Source organism: Janthinobacterium sp. 13 (assembly GCF_002749695.1).
Taxonomy (GTDB): domain Bacteria; phylum Pseudomonadota; class Gammaproteobacteria; order Burkholderiales; family Burkholderiaceae_D; genus Janthinobacterium; species Janthinobacterium kumbetense.
Genome location: NZ_PEEQ01000001.1, coordinates 3,608,649 through 3,633,349 on the forward strand (window position 1 = coordinate 3,608,649; position 24,701 = coordinate 3,633,349).

General features: G+C 57.5%; 25 protein-coding genes, 1 tRNA gene and 1 pseudogene. 8 read left to right on the forward strand and 19 right to left on the reverse strand.

What is annotated here, in order from left to right; genetic code table 11:
- Positions 1-3: 3 nt before the first annotated feature.
- From CLU94_RS15775 to CLU94_RS28915, 4 genes and pseudogenes are all read left to right on the forward strand, one after another.
- Positions 4-990 carry a glycosyltransferase family 4 protein gene (locus tag CLU94_RS15775; protein WP_218965299.1) on the forward strand — a complete coding sequence of 329 codons (987 nt, stop codon included), beginning with the start codon at positions 4-6 and terminating at the stop codon, positions 988-990.
- Positions 991-1,074: 84 nt separating this feature from the next.
- Complete coding sequence (locus CLU94_RS15780; RefSeq protein ID WP_077408748.1) at positions 1,075-1,656, forward strand: SIS domain-containing protein; 582 nt, start codon at positions 1,075-1,077, stop codon at positions 1,654-1,656.
- Positions 1,657-1,670: 14 nt separating this feature from the next.
- A pseudogene (locus CLU94_RS28855) lies at positions 1,671-1,851 on the forward strand (D-glycero-beta-D-manno-heptose-7-phosphate kinase); the annotation flags it as partial.
- A 52-nt stretch (positions 1,852-1,903) separates the two neighbouring features.
- Positions 1,904-2,209: an adenylyltransferase/cytidyltransferase family protein gene (locus CLU94_RS28915; RefSeq protein ID WP_099666297.1), complete on the forward strand. Its 306-nt coding sequence runs from the start codon at positions 1,904-1,906 to the stop codon at positions 2,207-2,209.
- Positions 2,210-2,545: 336 nt separating this feature from the next.
- Here CLU94_RS28915 and CLU94_RS15790 read toward each other — a convergent pair whose 3' ends face one another.
- The 10 genes from CLU94_RS15790 to CLU94_RS15835 all read right to left on the reverse strand — a co-directional run bounded on the left by CLU94_RS15790 (position 2,546) and on the right by CLU94_RS15835 (position 12,791).
- Positions 2,546-3,643 (reverse strand): glycosyltransferase family 9 protein, encoded by a 1,098-nt coding sequence (locus CLU94_RS15790; protein ID WP_099666298.1) that lies wholly within the window; start codon positions 3,641-3,643, stop codon positions 2,546-2,548.
- 122 nt (positions 3,644-3,765) lie between these two features.
- Positions 3,766-4,854: an acyltransferase family protein gene (locus tag CLU94_RS15795; RefSeq protein WP_099666299.1), complete on the reverse strand. Its 1,089-nt coding sequence runs from the start codon at positions 4,852-4,854 to the stop codon at positions 3,766-3,768.
- Positions 4,855-5,215: 361 nt separating this feature from the next.
- On the reverse strand, positions 5,216-6,088 hold the full coding sequence (gene rfbD, locus CLU94_RS15800) for a dTDP-4-dehydrorhamnose reductase (protein ID WP_099666300.1): 873 nt from the start codon (positions 6,086-6,088) through the stop codon (positions 5,216-5,218).
- 41 nt (positions 6,089-6,129) lie between these two features.
- The gene (gene rfbC / locus CLU94_RS15805; protein WP_099666301.1) at positions 6,130-6,675 is read right to left on the reverse strand and encodes a dTDP-4-dehydrorhamnose 3,5-epimerase; all 546 of its coding nucleotides are present in this window, start codon (positions 6,673-6,675) and stop codon (positions 6,130-6,132) included.
- Positions 6,676-6,699: 24 nt separating this feature from the next.
- A complete protein-coding gene (gene rfbA / locus CLU94_RS15810; RefSeq protein ID WP_099666302.1) occupies positions 6,700-7,593 on the reverse strand; it encodes a glucose-1-phosphate thymidylyltransferase RfbA in 894 nt (297 codons plus the stop codon).
- Positions 7,593-8,672 (reverse strand): dTDP-glucose 4,6-dehydratase, encoded by a 1,080-nt coding sequence (gene rfbB / locus CLU94_RS15815; protein ID WP_099666303.1) that lies wholly within the window; start codon positions 8,670-8,672, stop codon positions 7,593-7,595. The genes rfbA and rfbB overlap by 1 nt, the downstream gene beginning before the upstream one ends.
- A 91-nt stretch (positions 8,673-8,763) precedes the next feature.
- A complete protein-coding gene (gene wbaP, locus CLU94_RS15820; protein ID WP_099666304.1) occupies positions 8,764-10,227 on the reverse strand; it encodes an undecaprenyl-phosphate galactose phosphotransferase WbaP in 1,464 nt (487 codons plus the stop codon).
- 77 nt (positions 10,228-10,304) lie between these two features.
- A complete protein-coding gene (locus CLU94_RS15825; protein ID WP_099666305.1) occupies positions 10,305-11,723 on the reverse strand; it encodes a mannose-1-phosphate guanylyltransferase/mannose-6-phosphate isomerase in 1,419 nt (472 codons plus the stop codon).
- Positions 11,724-11,875: 152 nt separating this feature from the next.
- The gene (locus CLU94_RS15830) at positions 11,876-12,232 is read right to left on the reverse strand and encodes a diacylglycerol kinase (protein ID WP_099668335.1); all 357 of its coding nucleotides are present in this window, start codon (positions 12,230-12,232) and stop codon (positions 11,876-11,878) included.
- 301 nt (positions 12,233-12,533) lie between these two features.
- Positions 12,534-12,791 (reverse strand): hypothetical protein, encoded by a 258-nt coding sequence (locus tag CLU94_RS15835; protein ID WP_099666306.1) that lies wholly within the window; start codon positions 12,789-12,791, stop codon positions 12,534-12,536.
- Positions 12,792-13,090: 299 nt separating this feature from the next.
- Between CLU94_RS15835 and CLU94_RS15840 the strand changes: the two genes are divergently transcribed.
- The 3 genes from CLU94_RS15840 to galE all read left to right on the forward strand — a co-directional run bounded on the left by CLU94_RS15840 (position 13,091) and on the right by galE (position 15,103).
- A tRNA-Gly gene (locus CLU94_RS15840) sits at positions 13,091-13,164 on the forward strand.
- A 92-nt stretch (positions 13,165-13,256) separates the two neighbouring features.
- Complete coding sequence (gene trmB / locus CLU94_RS15845; protein WP_099394995.1) at positions 13,257-13,937, forward strand: tRNA (guanosine(46)-N7)-methyltransferase TrmB; 681 nt, start codon at positions 13,257-13,259, stop codon at positions 13,935-13,937.
- A gap of 146 nt (positions 13,938-14,083) precedes the next feature.
- Positions 14,084-15,103, forward strand: coding sequence for a UDP-glucose 4-epimerase GalE (galE, locus tag CLU94_RS15850; RefSeq protein ID WP_099666307.1), 1,020 nt, complete (start codon positions 14,084-14,086; stop codon positions 15,101-15,103).
- Between the two features lie 142 nt (positions 15,104-15,245).
- Here galE and CLU94_RS15855 read toward each other — a convergent pair whose 3' ends face one another.
- The 7 genes from CLU94_RS15855 to CLU94_RS15885 form a co-directional block, all read right to left on the reverse strand.
- Positions 15,246-16,532 (reverse strand): Glu/Leu/Phe/Val family dehydrogenase, encoded by a 1,287-nt coding sequence (locus tag CLU94_RS15855; RefSeq protein ID WP_034785857.1) that lies wholly within the window; start codon positions 16,530-16,532, stop codon positions 15,246-15,248.
- Between the two features lie 162 nt (positions 16,533-16,694).
- On the reverse strand, positions 16,695-17,672 hold the full coding sequence (locus tag CLU94_RS15860) for a LysR family transcriptional regulator (RefSeq protein ID WP_077408735.1): 978 nt from the start codon (positions 17,670-17,672) through the stop codon (positions 16,695-16,697).
- A 44-nt stretch (positions 17,673-17,716) separates the two neighbouring features.
- The gene (locus tag CLU94_RS15865) at positions 17,717-18,211 is read right to left on the reverse strand and encodes a hypothetical protein (RefSeq protein WP_099666308.1); all 495 of its coding nucleotides are present in this window, start codon (positions 18,209-18,211) and stop codon (positions 17,717-17,719) included.
- A complete protein-coding gene (gene recQ, locus CLU94_RS15870; protein ID WP_099666309.1) occupies positions 18,211-20,034 on the reverse strand; it encodes a DNA helicase RecQ in 1,824 nt (607 codons plus the stop codon). The genes CLU94_RS15865 and recQ overlap by 1 nt, the downstream gene beginning before the upstream one ends.
- A gap of 6 nt (positions 20,035-20,040) precedes the next feature.
- Positions 20,041-20,886, reverse strand: coding sequence for an undecaprenyl-diphosphate phosphatase (locus CLU94_RS15875; RefSeq protein WP_099666310.1), 846 nt, complete (start codon positions 20,884-20,886; stop codon positions 20,041-20,043).
- A gap of 168 nt (positions 20,887-21,054) precedes the next feature.
- On the reverse strand, positions 21,055-22,203 hold the full coding sequence (locus CLU94_RS15880) for an MFS transporter (RefSeq protein WP_099666311.1): 1,149 nt from the start codon (positions 22,201-22,203) through the stop codon (positions 21,055-21,057).
- A 32-nt stretch (positions 22,204-22,235) separates the two neighbouring features.
- Positions 22,236-23,006 (reverse strand): DeoR/GlpR family DNA-binding transcription regulator, encoded by a 771-nt coding sequence (locus tag CLU94_RS15885; protein WP_099666312.1) that lies wholly within the window; start codon positions 23,004-23,006, stop codon positions 22,236-22,238.
- Positions 23,007-23,151: 145 nt separating this feature from the next.
- Between CLU94_RS15885 and CLU94_RS15890 the strand changes: the two genes are divergently transcribed.
- Entirely contained in the window at positions 23,152-23,388 is a 237-nt protein-coding gene (locus CLU94_RS15890) for a hypothetical protein (RefSeq protein WP_077408729.1), read from the forward strand.
- Between the two features lie 36 nt (positions 23,389-23,424).
- Here CLU94_RS15890 and CLU94_RS15895 read toward each other — a convergent pair whose 3' ends face one another.
- Both CLU94_RS15895 and CLU94_RS15900 read right to left on the reverse strand, forming a co-directional pair.
- Positions 23,425-23,697, reverse strand: coding sequence for a YkgJ family cysteine cluster protein (locus CLU94_RS15895; protein WP_099666313.1), 273 nt, complete (start codon positions 23,695-23,697; stop codon positions 23,425-23,427).
- A gap of 70 nt (positions 23,698-23,767) precedes the next feature.
- Positions 23,768-24,637: a head GIN domain-containing protein gene (locus CLU94_RS15900; RefSeq protein ID WP_099666314.1), complete on the reverse strand. Its 870-nt coding sequence runs from the start codon at positions 24,635-24,637 to the stop codon at positions 23,768-23,770.
- Positions 24,638-24,701: the final 64 nt, after the last annotated feature.

Sequence of the window (24,701 nt, forward strand, 5' to 3'; positions counted from 1 at the left end):
ATTTTGAAATTTTTCTATGACGCCCGCTGGATTGGGGATCATGGCATTGGCCGGGTTGCTCGCGTATTGGACAATGCGCTGAAATTTCCCCATCTGGAGGTGGAGGGCTCGCCCTCAGCACCGTTTGACGCGTTGCGTTTGTGGTTGGCAACATTGAAACGTATTCCAAAAGGGAGCGGTTTATTCAGTCCAGGTTATAACGCACCGCTGTTTTTTTCGCGCCGCTTTGTGTTCACGATTCATGACCTAAATCATATTGATCGCACAGAAAATAGCAGTTGGCTGAAGACATTGTATTACACCATAATTATGCGTCGCGCTTGCCATAATGCTTCGGCAGTATTAACCGTCTCTGATTTTTCCCGGCAGCGAATTATCGATTGGTCGGGCATTAACCCTTCCAGGGTAATTAATGTCGGCAATGGAGTCGATCCATCATACAACGTTAATGTTGCACCGTATAGTCCTGGTTTTTCTTATCTGTTGAGTGTAAGCAATCGAAAACCACATAAGAATGAGCCACGCATATTACAGGCATTTGCATTGTCCAATATTGATCCAGAAATTCGTCTGGTATTTACGGGGAAGCCGACTGAGGAGTTACTGCTTCAGGCGAAGACGCTGGGAATTTCTGAACGACTGGTATTTGCCGGACGGGTTGAGGAAAGCGAATTACCTGGACTTTATCGCGGAGCGCTAGGACTGGTTTTCCCGTCTCTCTACGAAGGATTTGGTTTGCCCGTGATTGAGGCGATGTCATGTGGTATTCCGGTATTGACGTCGAATACCACTTCATTACCGGAGGTAGCGGGCGATGCCGCATTGCTGGTAGATCCGGATTCGGTCGAGTCTATCGCCAAAGGTATTTATACCTTGTGTAATGATACCGACATGCGTGGATCCCTGTGCACCAAGGGCTTGCTCCAGGCCAGAAAATTTTCTTGGGACGAAACAATCCGCAAGGTACAGGCAGCCTTGGCTAGCGTATGAAAAACTTTGGCTGTTAATGATTGCATGTCAATAATTAGAGCAAGTTAATGGCTTATTTGAAATTTCTTTATTTAAAGGTGTTTAATGAGTATTGCCCTGATCAGAAATTCCTTGCTGGAAGCACAGTCAGCTCTCAGTGACTTGCTCAACAATGAAGTGGTGCTTGCAAATGTAGACCGGGCGGCGAATCTGATCGTTGAATCGTTGCGCAATGACGGTAAGGTGCTTTCCTGTGGTAACGGTGGATCGATGTGCGATGCAATTCACTTTGCTGAAGAACTATCCGGCCGCTACAGGAAAAACCGCAAGGCGCTGGCGGCTATGTCCATCAGTGATCCAGCCCACATTACTTGTGTGGCGAATGATTATGGCTATGACTACGTGTTCTCGCGTTTTATCGAAGGTCATGGTCGTAAAGGAGACGTCGTGTTGGCAATCAGTACCAGCGGTACCAGCCCGAGCATTTTGAACGCGGTCAAAGCCGCCCAGGACAAGGGCATGATCGTGGTTGGCCTGACAGGGCGTGCTGGTAGCGCTCTTGACGTCATGGCAGACGTCAGTATTTGCACGAAGGCCGGCCAGTTTGCAGATCGTGTTCAAGAACTGCATATTAAAATGTTACATATCATTATTGAACTTATTGAGGAAAAGCTGGGTTTGTCCTGATTGTTAGGGAATTTATGTCGAATGATGGGAATGCTTGTTTGCAATTGAATGGTGCGCGGGTGCTGGTAAAGGGGCGATTTAATGCTGGATCGTTACTGGTTTGGCAGTACGGGCCGTATATCATCAGAGGCGCCAGTGCCACTGGTTAATATTGCCAAGGACGACTTGCGTCCGGGCGGTGCAGCCAATGTTGCAGTGAGGGAAGTTCGGTACCGCGACTGTGACGTCACTGGAACTTGAGCGTGTCATGCATCTATCTGGTGGTGAGCCCTCGTTGGTGTTGCGGGAAGGGGACTTATTACAACGGGTACTCGAAGCAAAGGCGGCGGGAAAACGCATTGTATTTACCAATGGCTGCTTCGATATTCTGCATGTTGGGCATGTCCGCTATCTGGCCGCTGCAAAGTTGTTGGGCGACTTGTTAGTAGTGGCTGTCAATGAAGTTGCATCGGTTAAACTAATCATTGCTCTGACCGGATGCAAGTCTTGGCGGGGGGGGGGGGAAGCGTCGACTGGGTGGTCCAATTTTCGGAGAGTACACCCGAGCGTTTGATCAATCTGTTTGTGCCCGACATCTTGGTCGAGGGAGGTGATTATGTTCCTGAAAAATCGTTGGCTATGATGCGGTTAAAAATGCAGGTGGCAGAGTTATCGCGCTGGAATTCCATAATGGATATTCGACGACAAAGATACTTGACCGTTCCAAATTGACGTGAGTCTGGTAATTCTCCGCTATTGACGCACCTTCCTTGCATTCTAGGGGCAGGCTGCAGCGCTACTGGCTGCTATTCTTACGGCAGCAAGCCTGACCTATGTGTTCAAGACAGGAAGTGAAGTGTTGCTACCTGTGCTTCACTTCACATCGCTGGCATGCACCTGGTTGACCTGATCAGTTGCTTGCTGTCCAGCAAAGCAGTTCACGGCTGGCATTTATGACGTCACCGTCGTCGATGCCGCTCATGTAATCGGTTTCAAGAGTGTATTCAAAGCCCAGATTCAAGGTCCCTGCACCTTTGCTTTTACTGACGACTGAGCGAGTACGTGGACCGACAGGCCCCCAACGTCTCGGGTTCGTCGGGCCGTGCAGGCCAACAGTTGGCACTCCCATTGCCGCCCCCACATGCATGATGCCTGTATTGACGCTGACCAACAGCGCAGCTTGCTGTAACAACGATAGTGTGTTGCTGAAAGATGTCCCCGCGTGACTGATAAATCGCGGGCGCAGTGACGCCGGCAGGGTTGCTAGAAAAGCTTCGCAGCCGGAAATGTCTTCTCGTCCCCCAGTCAAGACGAACGAGTAATTTCCCAGTAATAGCAATTCGTTCGCAAGAGTGTGCCATTTTTCGGCCGGCCATTCTTTCAGATGACTCTGGGTGCCACTTGGCCACATATGGAAGACGATGGTGTTTCCACCTTCTTTCCAAGAGTGCTGTAATTGCTGCGGCAAATTTGCAGCATTCAGGCCAATCACTCCAAGCAGGTCGCGATAGTTCTCCAGTTCATGCTGGTCATTACGGTGAAGTACGGGGATGTCTTGCATGAAGTGGCGATATTGCTGCGATGTGTTGAAGCCAATCCGTATTTTTGCACGCGACAGTGCTGCGAGTAGAGCACTGATACGTGGCCACGAGTCGAAATCAATAAAAATGTCGATTTGATGGGAGCGTATGATTTTGACGCAGGCGAAAGGATTGGTCAGCGGTAGCTTGACGATCTGGTCGGCGCCCGATAACAGCTTGGCAAACTCAAAATTTGAGGCGCCGGTGAACAGAACAATTTTCATATCTGGATTGGCGACACGTAGATCGGTGATGGCTGCGGATAGCAACACGGTATCGCCAATGGCTGCTGTTTTCAGCAATGCAACCGAATTGATTAACTTTGGCACTTGCCTGGTGCGAAATAAACGCAAGGGGGTCAGAGCGAGTAATAGGACAGGCCCGAGATATTTGTCAAAAAATTTCAGTTTTGTATTTCCGCGTTCCATGAGAATTCAATATAGTAAACGTAAGATTAAAAGAGTGAGGGGCTGTTGCAATGAATATAGGAAAATTAAGAATTACATTGTTGCGGTGCCGTTTGTGTCGTTTGTTTTTGAATGATGATTAATTACCTGCCGCCAGTAATTGCGGCAGTAAATTTTGGGAATGTTTTTATTAGTATTTTATGTAGAGCTATGGATGTGATGATGGTAATGATTGCCGAGAAAAAATAGATAAAAATAATTGATGAGTTATGTTCTGGCTGGATTAGTTTGTACGATATTTTTTTGAATATAGTAAGTGTCGGTTCATGCATGGCATATAAAAAGAAACTGGTGGATCCAAGAGCAATAAGCATTTTTTTCAGACGGGGAAGGGCCAACGCCGGTTGCGTCAAATACAAGATGATCGGTATCCCGAGAATAATGCCGGTCTTGTGCATGTATTGATAACTTGGTGCTTCCGGGAATAATGCATTGGCGATGATCAGAAGAGTATAAATTATTAGCGTTGGCGTTAGAAATTTTGAGAGTGGCTGGTCAAGCAAGAAGATGCTTTGTGAATAGATGCCGAAATAACAGCCAAGTACGAAAAAGAATGCTGATTCAGAACTGTTTTCTCCAATATTCAAAAACCACAGAACAAATAGTGCTCCAAGCACAGTTTTTGGCAGCCATTTGAGGGAGAAATGTATCAATGGTGTCAATAGAGCCAATATCATCAAATCTCGGATGAACCAAAATTGATAGGAAATAGGATATCTGGTAAGCCCGAAGATTGCATTGAGGTAGTCGAAGAAACTATAATTGGCGATTAATGTTTTATTGCCGGAGAAGTATGACAGTGTTGCCGGAACTGACTGTGCGAGAAAAAAAATCAGTAACGTCAAAATGTTCCAGAAAAGAAATGGAAACAATAGTGTGCGGGTGCGGGAGATGATTTTCTTGACGTAGCTTTCGGTTGACCATTGTGTGTCATGAAAGAATAAATAGCCAGAGATGAGAAAAAAAAGGGGGACGGCGCAACGTGCAATTTCCTGTGAAATAACAGATTGAATGAAATCGCTAATATGATTCTTCTCACCTGCTCCAGTGGTGATCCCGGAAAACATCAATGTGGCGCCATACACATGAATGAAAACGACGCCAACAATCAAAGGGAAACGCAATAGTTGTAGTCTCAAAGATTGTTCATTGCTTAGGGATTTTTTTATCATGGAAAATGAAGTTAATTGTTGATTTTTGAGACGGAAAAATCACGAGAGGGAGATGATAAAAAAATGAATGGGCCAATACGGGGGCAGATAGCAACTTCACGGTCCTCTGTATTGGCTGACCTGGCGATTACGCCCATGTATCGCCAGATCGTTGCTGCCGATGCGCGTTCTGGCGCAAACTCATTTGAGTCATACACTACGCCGTAGTGCTCGTTAGCATTGCTCAACGTGAAAAGATTGCTGTCAGCGCATGCGAAGATACATCCCGAGCACGTGGCTCCAAGATGGCGTCGCTGCTTGAGCTACCTCCGTGGGCCGCGCGGACTTTGCACTGAGTATGCAAAACGGAATTGGGTCGAGCTCAATCCTGGCACAGTTTCAGCGCATCTTGCCACTGCGGCAAACTACAGAAGGTATTGATAAGACGCTGCGACGATAGTACTGAATTGTTCGGCCGCTTTGCTGGTACCGGATAGTCGCGCGCCAGAATCGGTTTCACGCGGGGTTTTTTCTGAACCGACGTATGTGCCATGATCGCTTCGGTAAAGCCAAACCAGCTTGTCTTTCCTTGGGCCGTCAAATGGTACAGGCCCGAACGTTCTTCCCACCATCCTTGTCGGTCAGCCGTGGCCAGGCTTTGCGCCACGATATGCGCCGTGGTATCGGCAATGGTGCGGCTCCATGTCGGCGCGCCGAACTGGTCGGAAACGATACTCAGTTCGTCACGTTCCTGGGCCAGACGGAGCATGGTCAGCAGAAAGTTCTTGCCGTGCGTACTGTAAACCCAGCTGGTGCGCAGGATCAGATGCGGGATGCCGGTCGCCTGGATCGCCTTTTCGCCGGCCAGCTTGCTGCTGCCATACGCATTCACGGGGCAGGTCGGATCGGTTTCGACGTAGGCACCGTCTTTCGACCCGTCAAAGACGTAATCGGTGCTGTAATGGATCATCGCAGCGCCCAGTTTCTTTGCTTCTTCCGCCATGACACCCGGCGCTTCGCCATTGATTCGCAGCGCCAGTTCCGGTTCACTTTCAGCCTTGTCGACCGCCGTATAGGCTGCCGGGTTGACGATCAGCGTCGGCTTGATGCGGCGGATGACGTCGCGCACCTGGTCCAGGTCAGCCAGGTCCATCTGGCTGCGGTCCACCGCGATGATCTCGCCCAGGCCCTGCAGGCTGCGTTCTAGTTCGTAACCGACCTGGCCGGTTTTTCCTGTGATTAAAATACGGCTCATGAAATAGTTTTGTTCCAGTGTGTCAGATTGGTCGGTAACGGTCAGGCAAAAACGTCGGCATTGGCCAGCAAGGTACCGACTTTATCTTTGCCAGACAGCAGTGGTTCGCCATCGAGCGGCCAGTCGATACCGATGGCTGGATCGTTCCACAGGAGGCTGCGTTCGAACTCCGGTGCCCAGTAGTCGGTCGTCTTGTACAGGAACTCGGCGCTGTCGCTGGTGACCACGAAACCGTGGGCAAAGCCTTCTGGTATCCACAACTGGCGTTTATTGGCCGCTGATAAGGTCACGCCTATCCAGTGGCCAAACGTCGGCGAGCTTTTGCGCAGGTCGACGGCGACGTCGAAGACTTCGCCAGCGGTCACACGCACCAGCTTGCCTTGCGGTTGCTGGATCTGGTAGTGCAGGCCGCGCAACACGCCCTTGGCCGACTTGGAATGATTGTCCTGCACGAAATCGCGCGTGACGCCGGTCAGTTCGGCAAAGCGCTTCTGATTGAAGCTTTCGTAGAAAAAGCCCCGGTCATCGCCGAACACGGTGGGTTCAAGGATCAGGACGTCCGGTATGGCGGTGGTTTGAATTTGCATGGTGTGAAATGAGCCGTTCAGGCTTTAGTATATTTTTTCTTCGAGCAAGCGCAGCAGGTATTGACCGTAAGCGTTCTTTTTCAAGGGTTGTGCCAATGCTTCGAGCGTGGCTGCATCGATGTAGCCACGGCGGTAGGCGATTTCTTCAGGGCAAGCAACTTTCAAGCCCTGACGGTTCTCGATGGTGGCGATGAATTGGCTCGCTTCGAGCAGGGATTCATGCGTGCCGGTGTCGAGCCAGGCCATGCCGCGGCCCATCAGTTCTACGTTCAACTGCCCGCGCTCCAGATAAGTACGGTTGACATCCGTGATTTCCAACTCGCCACGTGGTGACGGGGCGATGCCGGCGGCGATATCGCACACCTGGCTGTCGTAGAAATACAGGCCGGTGACGGCGTAGTTCGATTTTGGCTTGAGCGGCTTTTCTTCAATGCTGATGGCCCGGCGCTGTGCATCGAAATCGACGACGCCATAGCGTTCCGGATCGGTGACATGATAGGCAAACACGGTCGAGCCGCTGGTGCGCGCCGAGGCCTCGCGCAACTGCGATTCAAAGTCGTGACCGTAATAGATGTTGTCACCCAGAATCAGCGCCGATGGTGCATCGCCGACAAACTCTTTGCCGATGATGAACGCCTGTGCCAGGCCATCCGGGCTGGGCTGCACGGCATAGGTCAGGCTGATACCCCACTGGCTGCCATCGCCCAGCAACTCCTGGAAGCGCGGCGTATCTTGTGGCGTGGAAATGATCAGGATATCGCGTATGCCGGCCAGCATCAGGGTGGTCAGCGGATAGTAGATCATCGGCTTGTCGTATACGGGCAGCAGTTGCTTCGAGACGGCCATGGTGACAGGGTACAGGCGCGTGCCGGAACCGCCAGCCAGGATGATGCCCTTGCGTTCGATGGGGGTTGCCATTATTGCTGCTCCTTGGCCGTGTCGCGTGCCGCGTAGTTTTTCTCTACCCACTTGAGGTAGTCACCCGACTGGACATCGCGTACCCAGGCCTGGTTGTCCAGGTACCATTGAACGGTCTTGCGGATGCCGGTGGCGAAGGTTTCGGCTGGCTTCCAGCCCAGTTCGCGCTCGATCTTGCGTGCGTCGATGGCATAGCGACGGTCGTGCCCAGGGCGATCCTGTACATAGGTGATTTGTTCGCGATAGCTGCCGGACGCCTTGGGATCGAGCGTATCGAGGATGTCGCACAAGGTATGCACGACTTCCAGATTGGCCATTTCATTCCAGCCGCCCACGTTGTACACCTCGCCCAGACGACCTGCTTCCAGGACGCGGCGAATCGCCGAGCAGTGGTCGCCCACGTACAGCCAGTCGCGCACTTGCATGCCATCGCCATAGATAGGCAAGGCCTTGCCGGCGCGGGCGTTGCTGATGATGAGCGGAATCAGTTTTTCCGGGAAATGGAAGGAGCCATAGTTGTTCGAACAGTTGGTCGTCAGCACGGGCATGCCATACGTATGGAAATACGCACGCACCAGATGATCGGACGCCGCTTTCGATGCCGAGTAGGGGCTGTTTGGCGCATACGGCGTCGTTTCCGTGAATGGCGGATCATTCGGTCCCAGGGTGCCATACACTTCGTCGGTCGAGACGTGCAGGAAGCGGAATCCATCCTTGGCTTCGCCCGTCAAGCCGCTCCAATAGGCGCGTGCCGCTTCCAGCAGGCTGAAGGTACCGTTGACGTTGGTCGAAATGAATTCGCCGGGGCTATGGATCGAGCGATCGACATGGCTCTCTGCGGCAAAATGCACGATGGCGCGTGGCTGGTGTTCTGCCAGCAGGCGCGAGATGTGAGCGGTATCGCAAATATCGCCACGCACAAAGATATGCCGCGGGTCTTGCTCCAGGCTGGCCAGATTGCTGAGATTGCCAGCATAGGTCAGTTTGTCAAAATTGATCACGGGCTCATCGTTGAGCGCCAGCCAGTCGCGTACAAAGTTGGAGCCGATGAAGCCGGCGCCGCCAGTCACTAAAATCATGTTGTTATCCTTTTTTACTTGAACATCGTCACGATGCTTCACTCTTCTATTTCCGAAATGAAATTATTTGAAATTTTATTTGATCATGTAGTTAATACGCGCCATCTTTCTTGAAAATGACTTTAACCGTTTTCAGTAGAATAACAATGTCATTGAATAAAGACCAGTTCTTGACATACCATGCATCCAGATAAACGCGCGTATCATAGCTGACGTCGTTCCTGCCGCTGACTTGCCATAGACCCGTGACGCCGGGTTTCGCTTCCAGGTAATAGTCTACTTGGGGGCCATAACGCTCCAGTTCCGCATCAACAACCGGGCGCGGCCCGACCAGGCTCATTTCGCCTTTCAGTACGTTCCATAGCTGCGGCAATTCATCAAGACTGGTCCGGCGCAGGAAGTGGCCGATCGAGGTGATGCGAGGGTCGTTCTTCAGTTTGAAATCACGGTCCCACTCGGCACGGGCTTCAGGGTCGCGCTCCAGCAATTCTTTCAGCAAGACGTCTGCATTTACGGCCATGGTACGGAATTTGTAGCAGAGAAAATGCTTGCCATTCTGCCCCACACGTTTGTGGCCGTAGAAGATGGGGCGGCCAGAGGCCATGACCTTGGCGGCGATCCACAGCAGGATGGGCGCCCCGACGACCATCACGGCGATCGCCGTCGTCAGATCAAAGCAGCGCTTGATCATTTGTAAACCTGGCCGTGCCAGGTTGTTGCGCATGGTCAGCAGCAGCACCTCATGTGTAAAGAAATGGTTGACCTCCATGCCATACAGGGGCAGGCCGCGTACGGCAGGTACCACTTGCATATTGGCAACGCAACGGCTGACTTGCTGGATCATGCCCTGATAGGCATCGATGCCGCCTTGCTCCAGAGCGACAACTGCATGCGGATCACCCAGCAGCTTGAGCGTTTCTTCAGGATTGACACCAAGCGGAATGCACGGCACCGCCTGTTTGCTACGGTTCACGTAGTGTTGCTCCAGGCGGCCTTGGCCTTCGGGGATCAGGAAGGCAATCAGGCGATAGCCCATCAATGCTTCCTCATCGAAGGCCCGCGCTGTTTGCAAGGCATTGTCACCCCATCCGATGATGACCATGGGGCGTATCCAGCCGCCAGCTTTCATCAGCAGGTATTTGACCATGCCGCGCAGCAGCAGGACACAGCATGGCACCAGCAGCCAGGTGGCCAACAGTGCCTCGCGCGAAGAGTCGCGCTTGTCGAGGAAGACCAGGGCCGCGTCGATCAGGCCCATGACCATGGCGATCTTCAGCAGTTCCTTGATTTCATTCGAGTACGGGCGGCGTTTGGCATGATGGCCCTTCAGCTTGAAGATCGCCACAGTGACCACGGATAGCAGGCTGTAACTGAGCAGGCGTGAGCTATCCAAGCCCCAGTTGTTCAAATCGCCGCCATCGAGGGTCCATGTGCCGGCGAGCCAGAATGCCGTGAACATGGCTAACGCATCGGCAAAGGTGAGGAAATATTTTTCTACCCTGCTGCTGCAATACCATTTTATTTCTTGTACAAAGATGCCTTCGATTGGTTTCATGATGACTTGCTAAACCTTATAAACTTCAGTGTAAATTCTTGTGGTGCCGTATGCATGGTGCTTACGTATCTGCTCGGTCAAGTGCGGCCGTAGCGGTCTTCAAAGCGGACAATGTCGTCTTCCCCAAGGTAGCTACCCGATTGAATTTCAATCAATTCCAGCGGCAGCTTGCCCGGGTTGGCCAGCGAGTGGACGACGCCGAGGGGAATATAGGTAGACTGGTTTTCGGTCAGCAAATATTCCTTGTCGCCATTCGTGATCTGGGCAGTGCCGGAGACCACGATCCAGTGCTCGGCGCGGTGGTGATGCATTTGCAATGACAGCTTGGCGCCAGGCTTGACGGTGATCCGCTTGACCTGGAAGCGCTCGCCATTGCCGATGGAATCATAGGAACCCCACGGACGGAAGACTTCACGGTGCATGGTGGCCTCGGGGCGCTGCCTGTCGACCAATTGCGCGACCATGGTTTTCGTTTGTTGTGCCTGATCCGCATCCATGACCAGCACGGCATCGGCGGTTTCCACGATGACGGTATTGCGCATGCCAATGGCGGTGACCAGGCGGCTAGTGCTGTGTACCAGGCAATCGTTGCAATCCTGGATCAGTACATCGCCCTGGGTGCTATTCTGGCCGGCATCCTTTTCCGCCACGTCGAGTACGGCTTTCCAGGAACCGATATCATTCCAGCCTGCATCGAGGGCGACGGTCGAAGCATGGCTGGTGCGCTCCATGACGGCGTAGTCCACGGCGATATCGGGACTGGCGGCGTAGGCATCCTTGTCCAGGCGAATGAAGTCGAGGTCGTTTTTCGCGGCGCTGATGGCAGCGCGGCAAGCTGCCAGAACAGCGGGTTGGAAGCACGCCAACTCTTCCAGGTAGCGGCTGGCGCGGAACAGGAACATACCGCTGTTCCAGAAGTAGTCGCCGCTGGCGACATATTGTTCCGCGAGCGTCAGGGCCGGCTTTTCCACGAATTCAAGCACGCGTTGGACTTGCCCGCTTGCAGCGCCCTCGACGCGAATATAGCCGTATCCTGTCTCTGGTCCCGTTGGCGTGATGCCGAACGTCAGCAACTGACCTGCCTCTGCTGCAGTACGCGCCAGCGCGACGGCGCGATGGAAGGCCGGGGCGTCCAGAATGACGTGGTCCGAAGGCAGCACCAGCAGGAGCGGATCCTCACCACTCTCCATCGCATGCAAGGCTGCCGAGGCGATTGCTGGAGCCGTATTGCGGCGCATGGGTTCAAGCAGCATGCGGCTATTTTCCAGACCGATCTCACGCACTTGCTCTGCGACAACAAAACGCGAGGATTCGTTGCATACCAGCAGTGCTGGCGACACGGTGTCTATGCCTGCCAGGCGCTGCAGCGTTTGTTGCAGCATGCTGCCCTGAGTGGACAAGCGCAGAAACTGTTTCGGGAATACCTCGCGCGAAAGCGGCCATAAACGTGTGCCGGAACCACCACAAAGAATTACCGGTACGAGGGGAATAGTCATTTATGCTTCAATGTAAATGTAATTATTGCCAATGGGAGCAATATTTTTAATAAATTACAGGAATCTTTGTATTTTCTCCGGACTCCATGGAGCCTGAGAGACACGCACTTTGGCGCGTCCTGTATTGTAGTTTGCTGCCCCGGTATTTCTGCTTAGCACGCAACGTTTTCAAGCAAAAAAGCAACAAACACGCATAGGGCACTGATACTGAGAATGAGCACGGCTCCTGCGGCGCAGTCCTTGACGATCTTGATGCTGGGATGGAGGGCCGGATGAAGGTGATCAATCAGATTTTCGAGAGCGGTGTTGAAGAGCTCCGCCGCGAGGACCATGCCACAGTTGAGCAATAACAAAGCCCACCAGATCATCGCTGGCCGGTACCAGGCAAGTACAAGCAATACCAGGAGGGCGGCAAGGCATTGCAGCCGAAAGCTCGATTCCATGCGGAAGGCGGCACCCAAGCCTTGCAGGGCAAATCCCATGCGTTTATGGAGAGGCTGGTTCTTCATGGCAACTGAAGCGATGGTGCGCAATATTTTACTGACATGAAGGCGGATCTCTCAATGAATAGATGAGGAACGCAGGCATGGCCATACGATATGACATCATTTGTCCACAGCAGAAAGACTGGTGCCAATCTTTTTGATGTTTGATAAAAAGTAAAAAAGCCCGTTTTCAAATGAAAAGGGCTCTTATTGCAATAGTTGGCATATTAAAGTATGTGAACTATTGCGGTGTCAGGCCTTCACCTTTCGGCTTTACATCAAGCTGCAGGATGGGCCTACCTGTCGCTGCCTGAGCAGCCAGGTATTAATGGTGGGTTGGGGTCGCGTGCGCGGTGGTCGAGTCCGAGCTAGCTGCACCGGCCACAACGGCAACTGCTGCGCCGATAGCGATCAGGGTGCTAACGCTCAGGCCGGCAACAGTGGCGCCGGCAGCGGCGCCAGCAGCAGCAGCACCACCAGCAGCTGGTGCCGCTGCGACTGGTACAGGAGCTGGAGCCGATTGAGCCATGGCTTGTGCGGAAGCGAAGCACAGGATTGCCGAAGCGATCAGAATTTTCTTCATGGGATATCCTTTTAGGTTGAACAGCGGGAATGCTAAACTGTCACATGATTGTAGCAACATTTCTCTTGCTAGTCTGCGCCGTACAGTCCGTGGCAACGATAATTTATTCTATTTTAGCTACATACCGGACTATTCTGCGTGTCTGGCGGCCTGAAGATGTTGTTCTCTATCAACAAAAACGGCACCATGCCGAGGCTGCGGTCCATGTTTTTGTCAAATATCGCGGGAATTGCTGATGCATTCGAAAGCGATCCACAAGTTTGCCAAGTCCTCGTCATCCCGCGTAAAATGCAGGCTTCGCGGGTGTAGCTCAATGGTAGAGCAGAAGCTTCCCAAGCTTACGACGAGGGTTCGATTCCCTTCACCCGCTCCATTTTTCGTTGGCGCCTGGCTTGATGCGGCGCAGCCACTTATTTCTCCATTCCCATGTCTTCTGATACCCCAGCAAACGGCCCGGCGCGGCCGATGATGTACGATCCGACCGAACACCGCATCCGCAGTTTCGTGACCCGCGCGGGACGGCTTTCCGTGGCGCAGGCGCGCGCGCTCGAGACCCTGGGCCCGCAGTTTCTATTGCCTTTCGCCAAAGAACCGATGGATTTCGAGCAGGTGTTCGGCCGCAAGGCGCCCGTCATCCTGGAAATCGGCTTCGGCATGGGCGCGACGACCGCGCATATCGCCAAAGCCATGCCGGAGAAGGATTTCATCGGCGTCGAAGTGCATACGCCCGGTGTCGGCAGTCTGTTGAAGCTGATCGGTGAAGAGTCGCTGACGAATCTGCGTCTGCTGCAGCACGATGCCGTGGAAGTGCTCACACACATGATTCCCGCCAATTCGCTGGCCGGTATCCACGTTTTCTTCCCCGATCCATGGCACAAGGCGCGCCACAACAAACGCCGCCTGATCCAGTCGCCGTTCGTCAAGCAATTGACCGATCGCTTGGCGCCGGGCGGCTATCTGCATTGCGCCACCGATTGGGAAGATTACGCGGTGCAAATGCTGGAAGTACTGGGCGCCGAGCCGCAGCTGCACAATAGCGCCGATGGCTATGCGCCGCAGCCGGCGTATCGTCCTCTGACCAAGTTTGAAAACCGTGGCTTGAAGCTGGGCCATGGCGTGTGGGATCTGGTGTTCATCAAGAAATAACCTGGCGGTTTGCCCACCCGTGCCGTTTGCACGAGAACAAGCCTGCCGCGGCGACGCCGCAGGCTTTTTTTAATGCGCGCTAGTGCGCTGGCTAGGCAAGGCGGGGGAATTACGGTAGTCTTATCTTTTTTGCATTGATTGATATTATGTCCAAGAAAATACTCGTGACGGGCGCATCCGGTTTCATCGGCTCGCATACCTGTGTCGAATTGCTGGCTGCCGGCTTTGAGGTCGTCGCGGTGGATAACCTGTGTAATAGCGCGCGCGAAGCGATGGCGCGCGTGGAGCGCATCTCCGGCAAAAGCGTACCCTTCTATGCAGCGGACGTGCGCGACCGCGCGGCCATGGCCGCCGTCCTGCGCGAGCACGCCATCGATGCCGTGATCCATTTCGCAGGCTTGAAGGCGGTGGGCGAATCCGTGGCGCAGCCACTGATGTATATGGACAACAATGTCACGGGCACCGTGGCCTTGCTGGAAGTGCTGGCGGCGGCGAATGTGAAACGTTTTGTGTTCAGCTCGTCGGCCACCGTGTATGGCGACCCGGAGGCCTTGCCGATTCTGGAATCGTCGCGCCTGTCCGTGACCAACCCGTATGGCCGCTCGAAGCTCATGGTCGAGCAGATCCTGGCTGATCTCGTGCATGCCGATGCCCAGTGGCAAGTCGGCGTGTTGCGCTACTTCAATCCGGTCGGTGCGCATGCCAGCGGCTTGATCGGCGAAGATCCGGCCGGCATCCCGAACAACCTGATGCCGTTCATTGCCCAGGTGGCGGTGGGTCGCCGCGAACGCCTGGCCGTCTTCGGCAACGACTACGCCACGCCGGATGGCACGGGCGTACGCGACTATATCCACGTGGTCGACCTGGCGCTGGGCCACGTGGCCGCGTTGAACCGCCTGTTTGCCACCGACGGCGGCTTTACCGTCAACCTGGGCACGGGCCATGGCTACAGCGTGCTCGATACCGTACGCGCCTTCGAAGCCGCCAGCGGCCGCCGGGTACCGTACGACATCGTGCCGCGCCGCCCCGGCGACATCGCCAGCTGCTACGCCTCGGCCGACAAGGCAAAGGAACTGCTGGGCTGGCAAGCGCAGAAAAACATCGACGACATGTGCCGCGACCACTGGCGCTGGCAGCACCAGAACCCGCAAGGCTACGCAGCGTAAACAAGTCCGCAGATACAAAAAATCCCGCTCACACGCAAGTGTGGCGGGATTTTTCTTTAGAGCGCCAGCAACCTAATGGCGCCTGAAAAATGCCCGGGGCTAGGCACGGCAACAACGCCCCGGGCTTTTTCTCAGGCAGCCATTATGGGTACAGGCCGCGCACTTCGCGAGCCTGGAGAACACGGGTGCACGCCAGGATGAAGGTCGCGGTACGCATCGACACTTTCTTCTCTTGCGACACTTGCCATACGGCGTCGAACGCTTCGCGCATGATGCGGGTCAGGCGGCTGTTGATTTCTTCTTCCGTCCAGAAGAAGCTCGAGAAGTTCTGCGCCCACTCGAAGTAGCTGACGGTCACGCCGCCGGCGTTGGCCAGCACGTCCGGCACGATCAGTACGCCGCGGTCGGTCAGGATGTCGTCCGCTGCCGGCAGGGTCGGGCCGTTGGCGCCTTCCAGGATGATCTTGGCGCGAATGACTTGAGCGCGTTCAGCCGTGATCTGCTGTTCCAGCGCGGCCGGGATCAGGATGTCGCAATCGATGCCCCAGAAATCTTCGCGTGGCACGAATGCCTCGGCGCCTGGGAAACCTTCGACGCTGCCCACTTCGGCCACGTGTGCCAGCAATTGCGGGATGTTCAAGCCGCCAGCGTGCACGACGGTGGTCTTGTGGTCTTGTACCGCCACCACTTTCGAGCCGGCTTCAGCGAACATGCGTGCAGCGACGCCGCCCACGTTGCCAAAACCTTGCACGATGACTTTTGCGCCTTCGAGCGACATGCCGACCTTGGCGGCCGCATCGCAACCGACGACGAACACGCCGCGGCCCGTCGCATCGCGGCGGCCCAGGCTGCCGCCCAGCGAGATTGGCTTGCCCGTCACCACGCCGGTCGACATATTGCCGCCGATCATGGCGTAGCTGTCCATCATCCACGCCATGACTTGTTCATTCGTGTTGACGTCCGGCGCCGGGATATCCTTGTTCGGTCCGATGATCATGCTGATCTCGCTCGTGTAGCGGCGGGTCAGGCGTTGCAGTTCGTTGCGCGACAGGGTTTTCGGATCGACACGGATACCGCCCTTGGCGCCGCCGTATGGCACGTTGACCGCGGCATTCTTGACCGTCATCCAGGCCGACAGGGCCATCACTTCCGACAACGTCACGTCCTGGTGGAAGCGCACGCCGCCCTTGCCCGGGCCGCGCGACAGATTGTGCTGCACGCGGTAGCCTTCGTAGTGGGCAATGGTGCCGTCATCGCGCTCGATGGGCACGTCGACCGTCAGGATGCGCTTTGGACGCTTCAGCGTTTCCACCCAGCGCGACAGGTTGCCCAGGTACGGCGTAACGCGGTCGATCTGCTCGAGGTAGACGCCCCATGGGCCAAGGTCTTCAGGATTCAGGTAGGAAGGAAGTGCGTGCTTGCTGGTCATGCTTGATAAGCTCCTGGACAATACGAATACGTTAGAGGCACAGCCGATATGCAGCTGCGCGCAGCGGAACCGCATCGTAGGCGATAGCCTCATGCCCCGGCCAATGCTTTGTGCGCATCCGGTTATGCATTTATTGCATAGTTGTGTTGCCAGGATTGCCAGTCAGGACTGGGGGGCCTCGGTGGCGCGTTTGCGGCGCTTGCCCATGCGCGCCTTGCCATCCTGCGACTGCACCAGGTATTGCCACAGGCTTTCGACGATCTGCTTGCCGGGACGCAGGCTGGACGGGCGTTCACGGTACAGGCGGATTTCCAGCTCGATTTCCCAGCCCGGCGCGCCGCCGTCGGCGCGCGCCAGGTGCTTGTATTTGACGTCGCGCATGACGGCCGATTCGGGCAGGAAGGCGATGCCGCGGCCTTCCAGCGCCATCATCTTCAAGCCTTCGGCCATGTCCGTTTCGTAGCAGGTTTCCAGGAACAGCGGCGCCTTGGCGTCGGCCACCAGCAATTCCACCATGCGTCCCAGGTAGGCGTTGCTGGTATAGGAGAGGAAGGGCAGCGGCTCCTTGGCGCTGCCGGGCAGGACGAAGTCCGGCACCTTGTCCTGGCCGCAGCGCGCATAGGCGCGCAGGGTTTCGCGGCCCATCACCAGCATGTCGTAGCGGCCCGGGTCCAGCTGCACCGGCTGGCGCGGATGGTGATAGCACAGCAGCAGGTCGCAGCCGCCGTCGACCAGTTGCAGCACGGCGTCGTGCACGTTCAGGGCCATCAGGCGGCTGTTGATCGGCGCAAAACCTTCTTCCAGCGCCGTCAGCCATTTCGGCATGAAGGTCAGCGACAGGGTATGCGGCACGGCGAAATCCACGCTCGTTTGCGTGGCCGCGCGCTTGCCACGCAACAGGGCGCGCACGCCGTTGATTTGCCCCAGCATTTCCAGCGCCTGCTCGTAGAACACGGCGCCGGCCGGCGTCAGGCGCGTCGGGTAGGACGTGCGGTCGACCAGGTCGATGCCGAGCCAGTTTTCCAGCGACTGGATGCGCCGCGAGAAGGCCGGCTGGGTGACGTGACGCAGGGCCGCGGAACGGCTGAAGTTATGCGTTTCAGCGAGCGAAATGAAGTCTTCCAGCCATTTGGTTTCCATCGCGGCAGCGTTCCGTTATCAAGGACAAGGGCAAAGTGTAGTGGTCAGGCCGTGCTGGTCGATGCCGCCGGCTGGTACAGCGATGCCGGCAGGCCGAAGAAGGATGGCGGACCCAGGGTCGTGCCTTCGAGCGAGCCGCCCGCATTCAAGGCCTTGTTGATGGCCGACAGCAGGGAGCTGCGGCTGGCCAGGTTTTGTATCAGCGCGCGCGGGCCGTTGTGGAAGGTATGCTGGGCGATATCCGCGGCGACGACAAAGATCGGCTCGCGGCGCATGGGAAACTCCACCCATTCGCCGTCCTCGTCCTGGGCGCAGAAGGTATGGGGCAGGGTCATGTTTTCGGCGCCGGGAAGGTGCGACGCCAGCACCAGGCCGAAGGCTTCCGGCACCACGTCGGCCAGGCGGCGCACGGTGAGATCGTCCTGCACCAGTAACCGTACTTGCGCTTCCACCTCGTCTTCGGCGTCGGGCTGGGCGCCGAGAATTTTCACGGCCTGATAGATCAGGTCGGACGAGAGTGCTTCCATCAAATCTTGCATCAAATCATCTCCAGGATCATGGCGACGATTTCGTCGCCGTACGAGGCCAGTTTTTTCTCGCCCACGCCGCTCACGCCGCGCATCTGCTCGAGCGAGGTGGGCTTGGCCTTGGCGATTTCGCGCAGGGTGGCGTCGACAAAAATCACGTAGGCCGGCACGTTGTGTGTGCGTGCCGTCTCCACGCGCCACCAGCGCAGCTTGTCGAAAATCGCCTGTTCGCTGGTGGACAGATCCGTCTCGACATAGCCCTTCGCCACGCTGGTGCTGCGCTTGCTGGTTTTCACCGGTTTCTGGTACTGGCGCAGCTGCACTTTCTGGCCGCCCTTGAGCACGGGGCGCGAGGCATCCGTCAGTTTCAGCGAGCTGTATTGTTCATGGTCGACCGAGACGAGGCCCAGCGCGATGGCCTGGCGCAGAATCGATTTCCATTCCGCTTCGCCCAGGTCCGAACCGATGCCGAAGACGGACAGTGCATCGTGGTGCCAGGTCTTGATGCGTTCCGATTCCACGCCGCGCAGCACGTCGATCACGTGGCCGCCGGCGAAGCGCTGGTCGACGCGGTAGATGGCCGACAGCAGTTTTTGCACGGGCACGGTGCCGTCGAACGAGATTGGTGGCACCAGGCAGGTGTCGCAATTGCCGCACGGCGAAGCCGGTTCGCCGAAGTATTCGAGCAATCGCATGCGGCGGCAGCTGAGCGTTTCGCACAGGCCCAGCATGGCGTCGAGTTTGACGCCCAGCACGCGCTTGAAGGTGTCGTCCGCCTCGGACTCGTCGATCATGCGCCGCTGCAGCACCACGTCCTGCAAGCCGTACGCCATCCACGCGTTGGCGGCCATGCCGTCGCGGCCCGCGCGCCCCGTTTCCTGGTAATAGCCCTCGATGCTTTTCGGTAGATCCAGGTGGGCGACGAAACGCACGTCGGGCTTGTCGATGCCCATGCCAAAGGCGATGGTGGCGACCATGACGATGTTTTCTTCGCGTAGGAAGCGCGCCTGGTTGGCGCTGCGCTTCGCGTACTCCATGCCGGCGTGATAGGGCAGGGCGCGGATGCCGCTCTGGTTCAGAAATTCTGCCGTCTCTTCGACTTTCTTGCGCGACAGGCAGTAGACGATGCCGCAGTCGCCCGCGTGTTCCGTGTTGATGAAGTCGAGCAACTGCTTGCGGCCATTCGCCTTTTCCACGATCTGGTAGCGGATGTTCGGGCGGTCGAAGGACGAGACGAACTGGCGCGCGTCTTCCAGCTGCAAACGCAGCGCGATTTCGGCGCGCGTCTGCGGGTCGGCCGTGGCCGTGAGCGCGATGCGCGGCACGTCCGGGAACTGCTCGTGCAGCACCGACAGCTTGATGTATTCGGGACGGAAGTCATGGCCCCACTGGGCCACGCAGTGCGCCTCGTCGATGGCGAACAGGGATATCTTCGAGGCCTGGAACAGGTCCAGGCAACGCTGCGTCATCAGGCGTTCTGGCGCCACGTAGACGACGTCGATGCCGCCCGTGCGCACCAGGCGCTCGATGCGGCTCGCTTCTTCGTAGGTTTGCGTGGAATTGAGGAAGGCGGCGCGCACGCCGACTTCCTCCAGCGCGTCCACCTGGTCCTGCATCAGCGCGATCAATGGCGAGACGACGACGCCGACGCCGTCGCGCAGCAGGGCGGGAATCTGGTAGCACAGCGATTTGCCGCCGCCCGTGGGCATCAGCACCAGCGCGTCGCCGCCATGGCTGACGTGGTCGACGATGTCGGCTTGCTGGCCGCGGAAGGCCGGGTAGCCGAAAACCGTTTGCAGCAGGTGCAGCGCGCGCTGGTTAAGATATTGATTCATAGTGCCTTATTCTGCCCAAACAACCCAGCCGTAGTGGGCGCTGGCCAACACCAGCAAGCCGAACACGATGCGGTACCAGGCAAAAAACGTGAAGTCGTGCGAGCTGATGTAGCGCAGCAGCCAGCGCACGCACAGGAAGGCGGAAATGAAGGCGGCCACGGTGCCCAGGCCGAACAGGGGCACGTCGGTGGCCGACAGGATGTCGCGCGCTTTGTACAGCGAGTAGAAGGTGGCCGCGAACAAGGTCGGGATGGCCAGGAAGAACGAGAATTCGGTGGCTGTCTTGCGCGACAGGCCCAGCAGCATGCCGCCGATGATGGTCGAGCCGGAACGGCTGGTGCCCGGAATCAGCGCGAATGCCTGCGCGCAGCCCACCTTCAGGGCGTCGAACGGCGTCATTTCATCGACCGAGTTGACGCGCACGGTGACGGGGTTGGTGCGCGCGCGGCGCTCCACCAGCAAGATGATGATGCCGCCGATGATGAAGGCCATGGCGACCGGTACTGGCTTGAATAGCGCATGCTTGATCATCTTGCCGATGGCCAGGCCGATGACGGCCAGCGGAATGAAGGCGATGGCCACGTTCAGCACGAATTTGCGCGACTTGACTTCGGTGCTGAAGGTGGACAGCACGCTGCCGATGCGCTGGCGGTATTCCCAGCACACGGCCAGGATGGCACCGGCCTGGATGGCGATCTCGAAGACGTCCATGACTTCTTTCGAGACATCCTTGGTAAAGTCGAGCAGACTGCCGGCCAGGATCAGATGCCCCGTGGACGAAATCGGCAAGAATTCGGTAAAACCTTCGACCAGCCCCATGATGATGGCTTTTAACGCAAGAATGAGATCCATAGATGTATAAAAGGGTATAAGTACGGGTATAAGTGACAGGATGGGATGACCGCGTGGCGCCAGCAATGTGCGCGGGGTCGAAGCTTACCATGCCGCAGGCCCGCGGACCTTATTTGGGCGCAGTTGGGCGGCGCTTTTTTAGCGCCGTCCGCCAGGCAGGAGGAAGGATCAGGATACTTGTTTTGCCTGCGCCACCAGGCGCGCGCTGGCCGCCACCAGCAGCAGGGCGGCGCCCAGCATGGCAAAGGCGATATTCAGGCTGGTGGCGTGGGCGACGAAGCCGATCACGGCCGGGCCGGCCAGGATGCCCGCGTAGCCGATGGTGGTGATGGCCGCCACGGCCAGGCTGGCCGGCATGGCATGCTGGTTGCCTGCCGCCGTAAACAGGATGGGCACGATATTTGCCGCGCCCAGGCCGATCAGCACGAAGCCAAGCATGGCCAGGCTGGCGTGCGGCGCCAGCACGGCCAGGAAAAAGCCCGCCGCTGCGCACAAGCCGCCAAAAGTGAGCACACGCTTGCCGCCAAAACGGCTGACCACCTTGTCGCCGGTGAAACGGCCCACCGTCATGGCGATGGCGAAGGCGGCGTAGCCGAGGCCGCCCTTGGCTTCTTCCACGCCGCGCGTGGTGGTGAGGAACAGGGCGCTCCAGTCGAGGATGGCGCCTTCGGCCAGGAAAACGATAAAGCACAACAGGCCAATGAAAATGACGGCGCCATGCGGCATGACGAACAGCGGCGTCTTTTCGCCGGAGGCGGACGCCGTCGGCAGCAGATGGCCTTGCGCCGCGCCCAGGACGCCGCACAGCAGCAGCATCACCACCACGCAGGACCAGGCCGGCGTCAGGCCCAGCCACAACAGCAGGGCCATGCAGGCCGCACCGGCGAAGCCGCCCACGCTGAACAGCGCATGAAAGCCCGACATCATGGCGCCGCCGTTGGCTTTTTCGATGATCACGGCCTGGATATTGATGGCCACGTCAAACGTGCCCATGGCCGCGCCGAACACCAGCAGCACTAGGCCCAGTTGCAGCGGCGTGGCGGCCAGCGCCAGGCCGGGCAGGATGGCGGTCAGCAGCAGGCCGGCGCCGACGATGACCTTGCGGCAGCCGAAGCGTGCCGTGAGCACGCCCGTAAACGGCATCGCGCACAGCGAGCCAGCGCCCAGGCACAGCAGCAAAATGCCGAGGGTGGCTTCATCGAGGCCCAGGCGCGACTTGGCGTAGGGAACCAAGGGTGCCCAGGCGGCCATGCCGAGGCCGGCGGCGAAGAAGACCAGGCGCGTGGCGCGTTGTTGCAGGGTGCCGGTGAGATGCATGGGGGAGCTTTTCAAAGTCGGGGTGGATAAAATCAGGCGCGGGCGCGCAACACTTGTACGCCCAGCCGTTCAAAGGCGGCCACGTGGGCAGCGTCGGCATCGGCTTCCAGCACCAGGTGCTGCAGCAAGCCCGTGGCCAGTACGCCAAAGGGTGCGGCGGTGCCCAGCTTGTCGCTGGTGACGGCCACGACCACCGCCTTGCTGGCGCCGGCGATGCTGCGCTTGAATTCCGCCTCGTCGTAATTGAACGCTGTCACGCCCGCGTCCGCATCGGCGCCGCAAGCGCCGAGGAAGCACAGGTCGGGATGCATGCGCTCGACGGTGCGCAGCGCCTGCGGCCCCAGGCTGGCGCCGGCGCGACGGTCGACCCTGCCGCCAGCCATGATCAGTTCGATTTCCGGGCGTTCCATCAGGGTCATGGCAATGGCTGGCGCGTTGGTGATGACAGTGAGCGCTAACTCTGGCAAGGCGCTGGCGATGGCGAGATTGGTCGAGCCCGCATCGAGAAACAGCACCTGGCCCGCGCGCAGGAGGGAGACGGCGGCCTGCGCCAGGCGCGCCTTGCGTTCCGGCGCTTCCTGCTTGCGCTGGCTCAAGGTGCCGCCGTCCGGCGCCAGCGGCAGGGCGCCACCATACACGCGCTGGCACAGGCCGGCCGCCGCCATCTCGCGCAGATCGCGCCGTATCGTATCTTCGGATACGTCGAGCTGGCGCGCCAGGTCCAGCGCTAGCACGCGACCGTCGGCATGCAATTGTTGCTGGATCAGCGCGTGGCGTTGTTTGAGGAGCAGGGTGGCGGACATGGTGAACCTATAAACGTGCAAGAATGTGCATGAATATACGCAAACGTGCAAACAGAGTCAAGCGTACGCAGGTTTCCATCAAATATTGCCGAAAAGATATAAGTTCTGTTAGTGTTGTAAAAAATGGAATGAAATAAGGGAAGCCATGTTTTCAAGTACCTCTTTCAAGGCAAGCTTGCCGGGCCGCGCCCTGCGCCGCAGTGGATGGTTGATCCTGGGCATGATGATCGTGTTGAATGCGCTGCATTGGATGCGTCATGGCACGCTGGGCTGGAGCGATGCACGCGACTCCGTGTGTCTGCTGCTGATCTATCTGGGGATTGCCACCTTGCTGGAATACAAGCGGCAGCGCGACGCCGAGGAAGCGGAAGACGCGCGTTAAGCGCAACGCAAGCAGGGACGCCGTGCGCGCCGCCGCTCAGGGCGCCGTCAGCCGTTCCAGCTCGGCCAGCCAGTGCACCGCGTGTTCGCGGCTGTCGCCGCACATCTCCGCGGATGGCTGCAAGCCGCCGCAAAACGCGGGCCGTTCCGGCTGGCCAAAGATCTTGCAACGGTTGTCATCGGCCAGCTGCACGCAGCGCACGCCCGCCGGTTTCCCCCCCGGCATGCCGGGAATCGGGCTGGTGATGGACGGTGCGGTGCAGCAGGCGCCGCACGAGGGACGGCATGCCAGGGTGGCAGATGGTGACATGGGAGTTCAGACGGGCGGGTGAGGAGCCGACAGTATAGCAAGCCGGCTCCCATGTGTTGCCCGGGCGCGTTCAGCGCACGATGCTGACGCGCTTGCCCGATAAAGTGCGGCGGGCCGGATCGCCATGCACGGTGATGCGGCCGGAACCGCTGGCGCGGGCGTTGACTTCATTCTGGACGCTGACGTCGATGTCGCCGGAGCCGTTGCTCGCCAGATAGGCAACGTCGCTGCGCAGCGACGCCAGGTTGACATCGCCCGAGCCATTCACGTTGGCGTCGAGGCGCTGCACGGCGCCGTTGGCGCTGATGCTGCCCGAGCCGTTGACGGCCACGTTGATGCGTTCGCCGTGCACGCTGCCCAGCTGGATGCTGCCCGAGCCGTTCTGCACCGCGTCCGTGTTGCCGCTGGCGAGGGCCGCCGCGTTGATGCTGCCCGAGCCATTGTTGGCCACGTCGAAGCGTCCCGTCGTGCCCGACAATTCGCTCTTCATCGACCCGCGCTGTTCCAGGCTGAAATCGTCGCCATTCAGGCCGCTGACCACCAGGCGGCCCGAGCCGGAGATGTTGATCTTCCTCAATTGCGGTGTCGTATAGATGACGTGGATGCCATTGCTGCTGCGAATGTTCGTGTCGCTCCACAGGCGCAGCGTATTGCCGTTCACGTCGCTATGGATCAGCGGTTGCAGATTGCTGTCCGCTTCGATCACCAGCGATGCCGTCGGGCCGACGCGCACGTCGATCTTGATGTCGATGCGCTTCATGTTGTCGATGTCGAGCGCGCTGATGGTGCTGACCTGGCGCACGTCGCGGCTCACTTGCCCATTTCCCTGGATGACATTGCTGCTGGAATCGGCATAGCGTACTTCGCCATCGTTGGGGTTGATGACGATGGCGCAACCGCCAAGGGCAACGGCACAGCACAGGGCCAGCAAGGTACGCATGGTGTTTCCTTTATGATTGTTTTAGTTCGGGACAAGAAAAGAGCCGGCAGCCGCGCCGCGGCTG

Bases quoted from the DNA above. Each gene is read 5' to 3' on its own strand.
- recQ (WP_099666309.1), bottom strand. From the start codon at position 20,034: ATGAATCAATATCTTAACCAGCGCGCGCTGCACCTGCTGCAAACGGTT.
- CLU94_RS15795 (WP_099666299.1), bottom strand. From the start codon at position 4,854: ATGATAAAAAAATCCCTAAGCAATGAACAATCTTTGAGACTACAACTA.
- rfbC (WP_099666301.1), bottom strand. From the start codon at position 6,675: ATGCAAATTCAAACCACCGCCATACCGGACGTCCTGATCCTTGAACCC.
- CLU94_RS15875 (WP_099666310.1), bottom strand. From the start codon at position 20,886: ATGGATCTCATTCTTGCGTTAAAAGCCATCATCATGGGGCTGGTCGAA.
- CLU94_RS15790 (WP_099666298.1), bottom strand. From the start codon at position 3,643: ATGGAACGCGGAAATACAAAACTGAAATTTTTTGACAAATATCTCGGG.
- wbaP (WP_099666304.1), bottom strand. From the start codon at position 10,227: ATGAAACCAATCGAAGGCATCTTTGTACAAGAAATAAAATGGTATTGC.
- CLU94_RS15880 (WP_099666311.1), bottom strand. From the start codon at position 22,203: ATGCATCTCACCGGCACCCTGCAACAACGCGCCACGCGCCTGGTCTTC.
- CLU94_RS15780 (WP_077408748.1), top strand. From the start codon at position 1,075: ATGAGTATTGCCCTGATCAGAAATTCCTTGCTGGAAGCACAGTCAGCT.
- CLU94_RS15855 (WP_034785857.1), bottom strand. From the start codon at position 16,532: ATGACCAGCAAGCACGCACTTCCTTCCTACCTGAATCCTGAAGACCTT.
- rfbB (WP_099666303.1), bottom strand. From the start codon at position 8,672: ATGATTTTAGTGACTGGCGGCGCCGGCTTCATCGGCTCCAACTTTGTA.
- CLU94_RS15835 (WP_099666306.1), bottom strand. From the start codon at position 12,791: ATGAAGAAAATTCTGATCGCTTCGGCAATCCTGTGCTTCGCTTCCGCA.
- CLU94_RS15885 (WP_099666312.1), bottom strand. From the start codon at position 23,006: ATGTCCGCCACCCTGCTCCTCAAACAACGCCACGCGCTGATCCAGCAA.
- CLU94_RS15895 (WP_099666313.1), bottom strand. From the start codon at position 23,697: ATGTCACCATCTGCCACCCTGGCATGCCGTCCCTCGTGCGGCGCCTGC.
- CLU94_RS15890 (WP_077408729.1), top strand. From the start codon at position 23,152: ATGTTTTCAAGTACCTCTTTCAAGGCAAGCTTGCCGGGCCGCGCCCTG.
- CLU94_RS15900 (WP_099666314.1), bottom strand. From the start codon at position 24,637: ATGCGTACCTTGCTGGCCCTGTGCTGTGCCGTTGCCCTTGGCGGTTGC.
- CLU94_RS15825 (WP_099666305.1), bottom strand. From the start codon at position 11,723: ATGACTATTCCCCTCGTACCGGTAATTCTTTGTGGTGGTTCCGGCACA.
- CLU94_RS15830 (WP_099668335.1), bottom strand. From the start codon at position 12,232: ATGAAGAACCAGCCTCTCCATAAACGCATGGGATTTGCCCTGCAAGGC.
- rfbA (WP_099666302.1), bottom strand. From the start codon at position 7,593: ATGGCAACCCCCATCGAACGCAAGGGCATCATCCTGGCTGGCGGTTCC.
- CLU94_RS28915 (WP_099666297.1), top strand. From the start codon at position 1,904: ATGCATCTATCTGGTGGTGAGCCCTCGTTGGTGTTGCGGGAAGGGGAC.
- CLU94_RS15865 (WP_099666308.1), bottom strand. From the start codon at position 18,211: ATGCAAGATTTGATGGAAGCACTCTCGTCCGACCTGATCTATCAGGCC.
- rfbD (WP_099666300.1), bottom strand. From the start codon at position 6,088: ATGAGCCGTATTTTAATCACAGGAAAAACCGGCCAGGTCGGTTACGAA.
- galE (WP_099666307.1), top strand. From the start codon at position 14,084: ATGTCCAAGAAAATACTCGTGACGGGCGCATCCGGTTTCATCGGCTCG.
- CLU94_RS15860 (WP_077408735.1), bottom strand. From the start codon at position 17,672: ATGGAAACCAAATGGCTGGAAGACTTCATTTCGCTCGCTGAAACGCAT.
- trmB (WP_099394995.1), top strand. From the start codon at position 13,257: ATGATGTACGATCCGACCGAACACCGCATCCGCAGTTTCGTGACCCGC.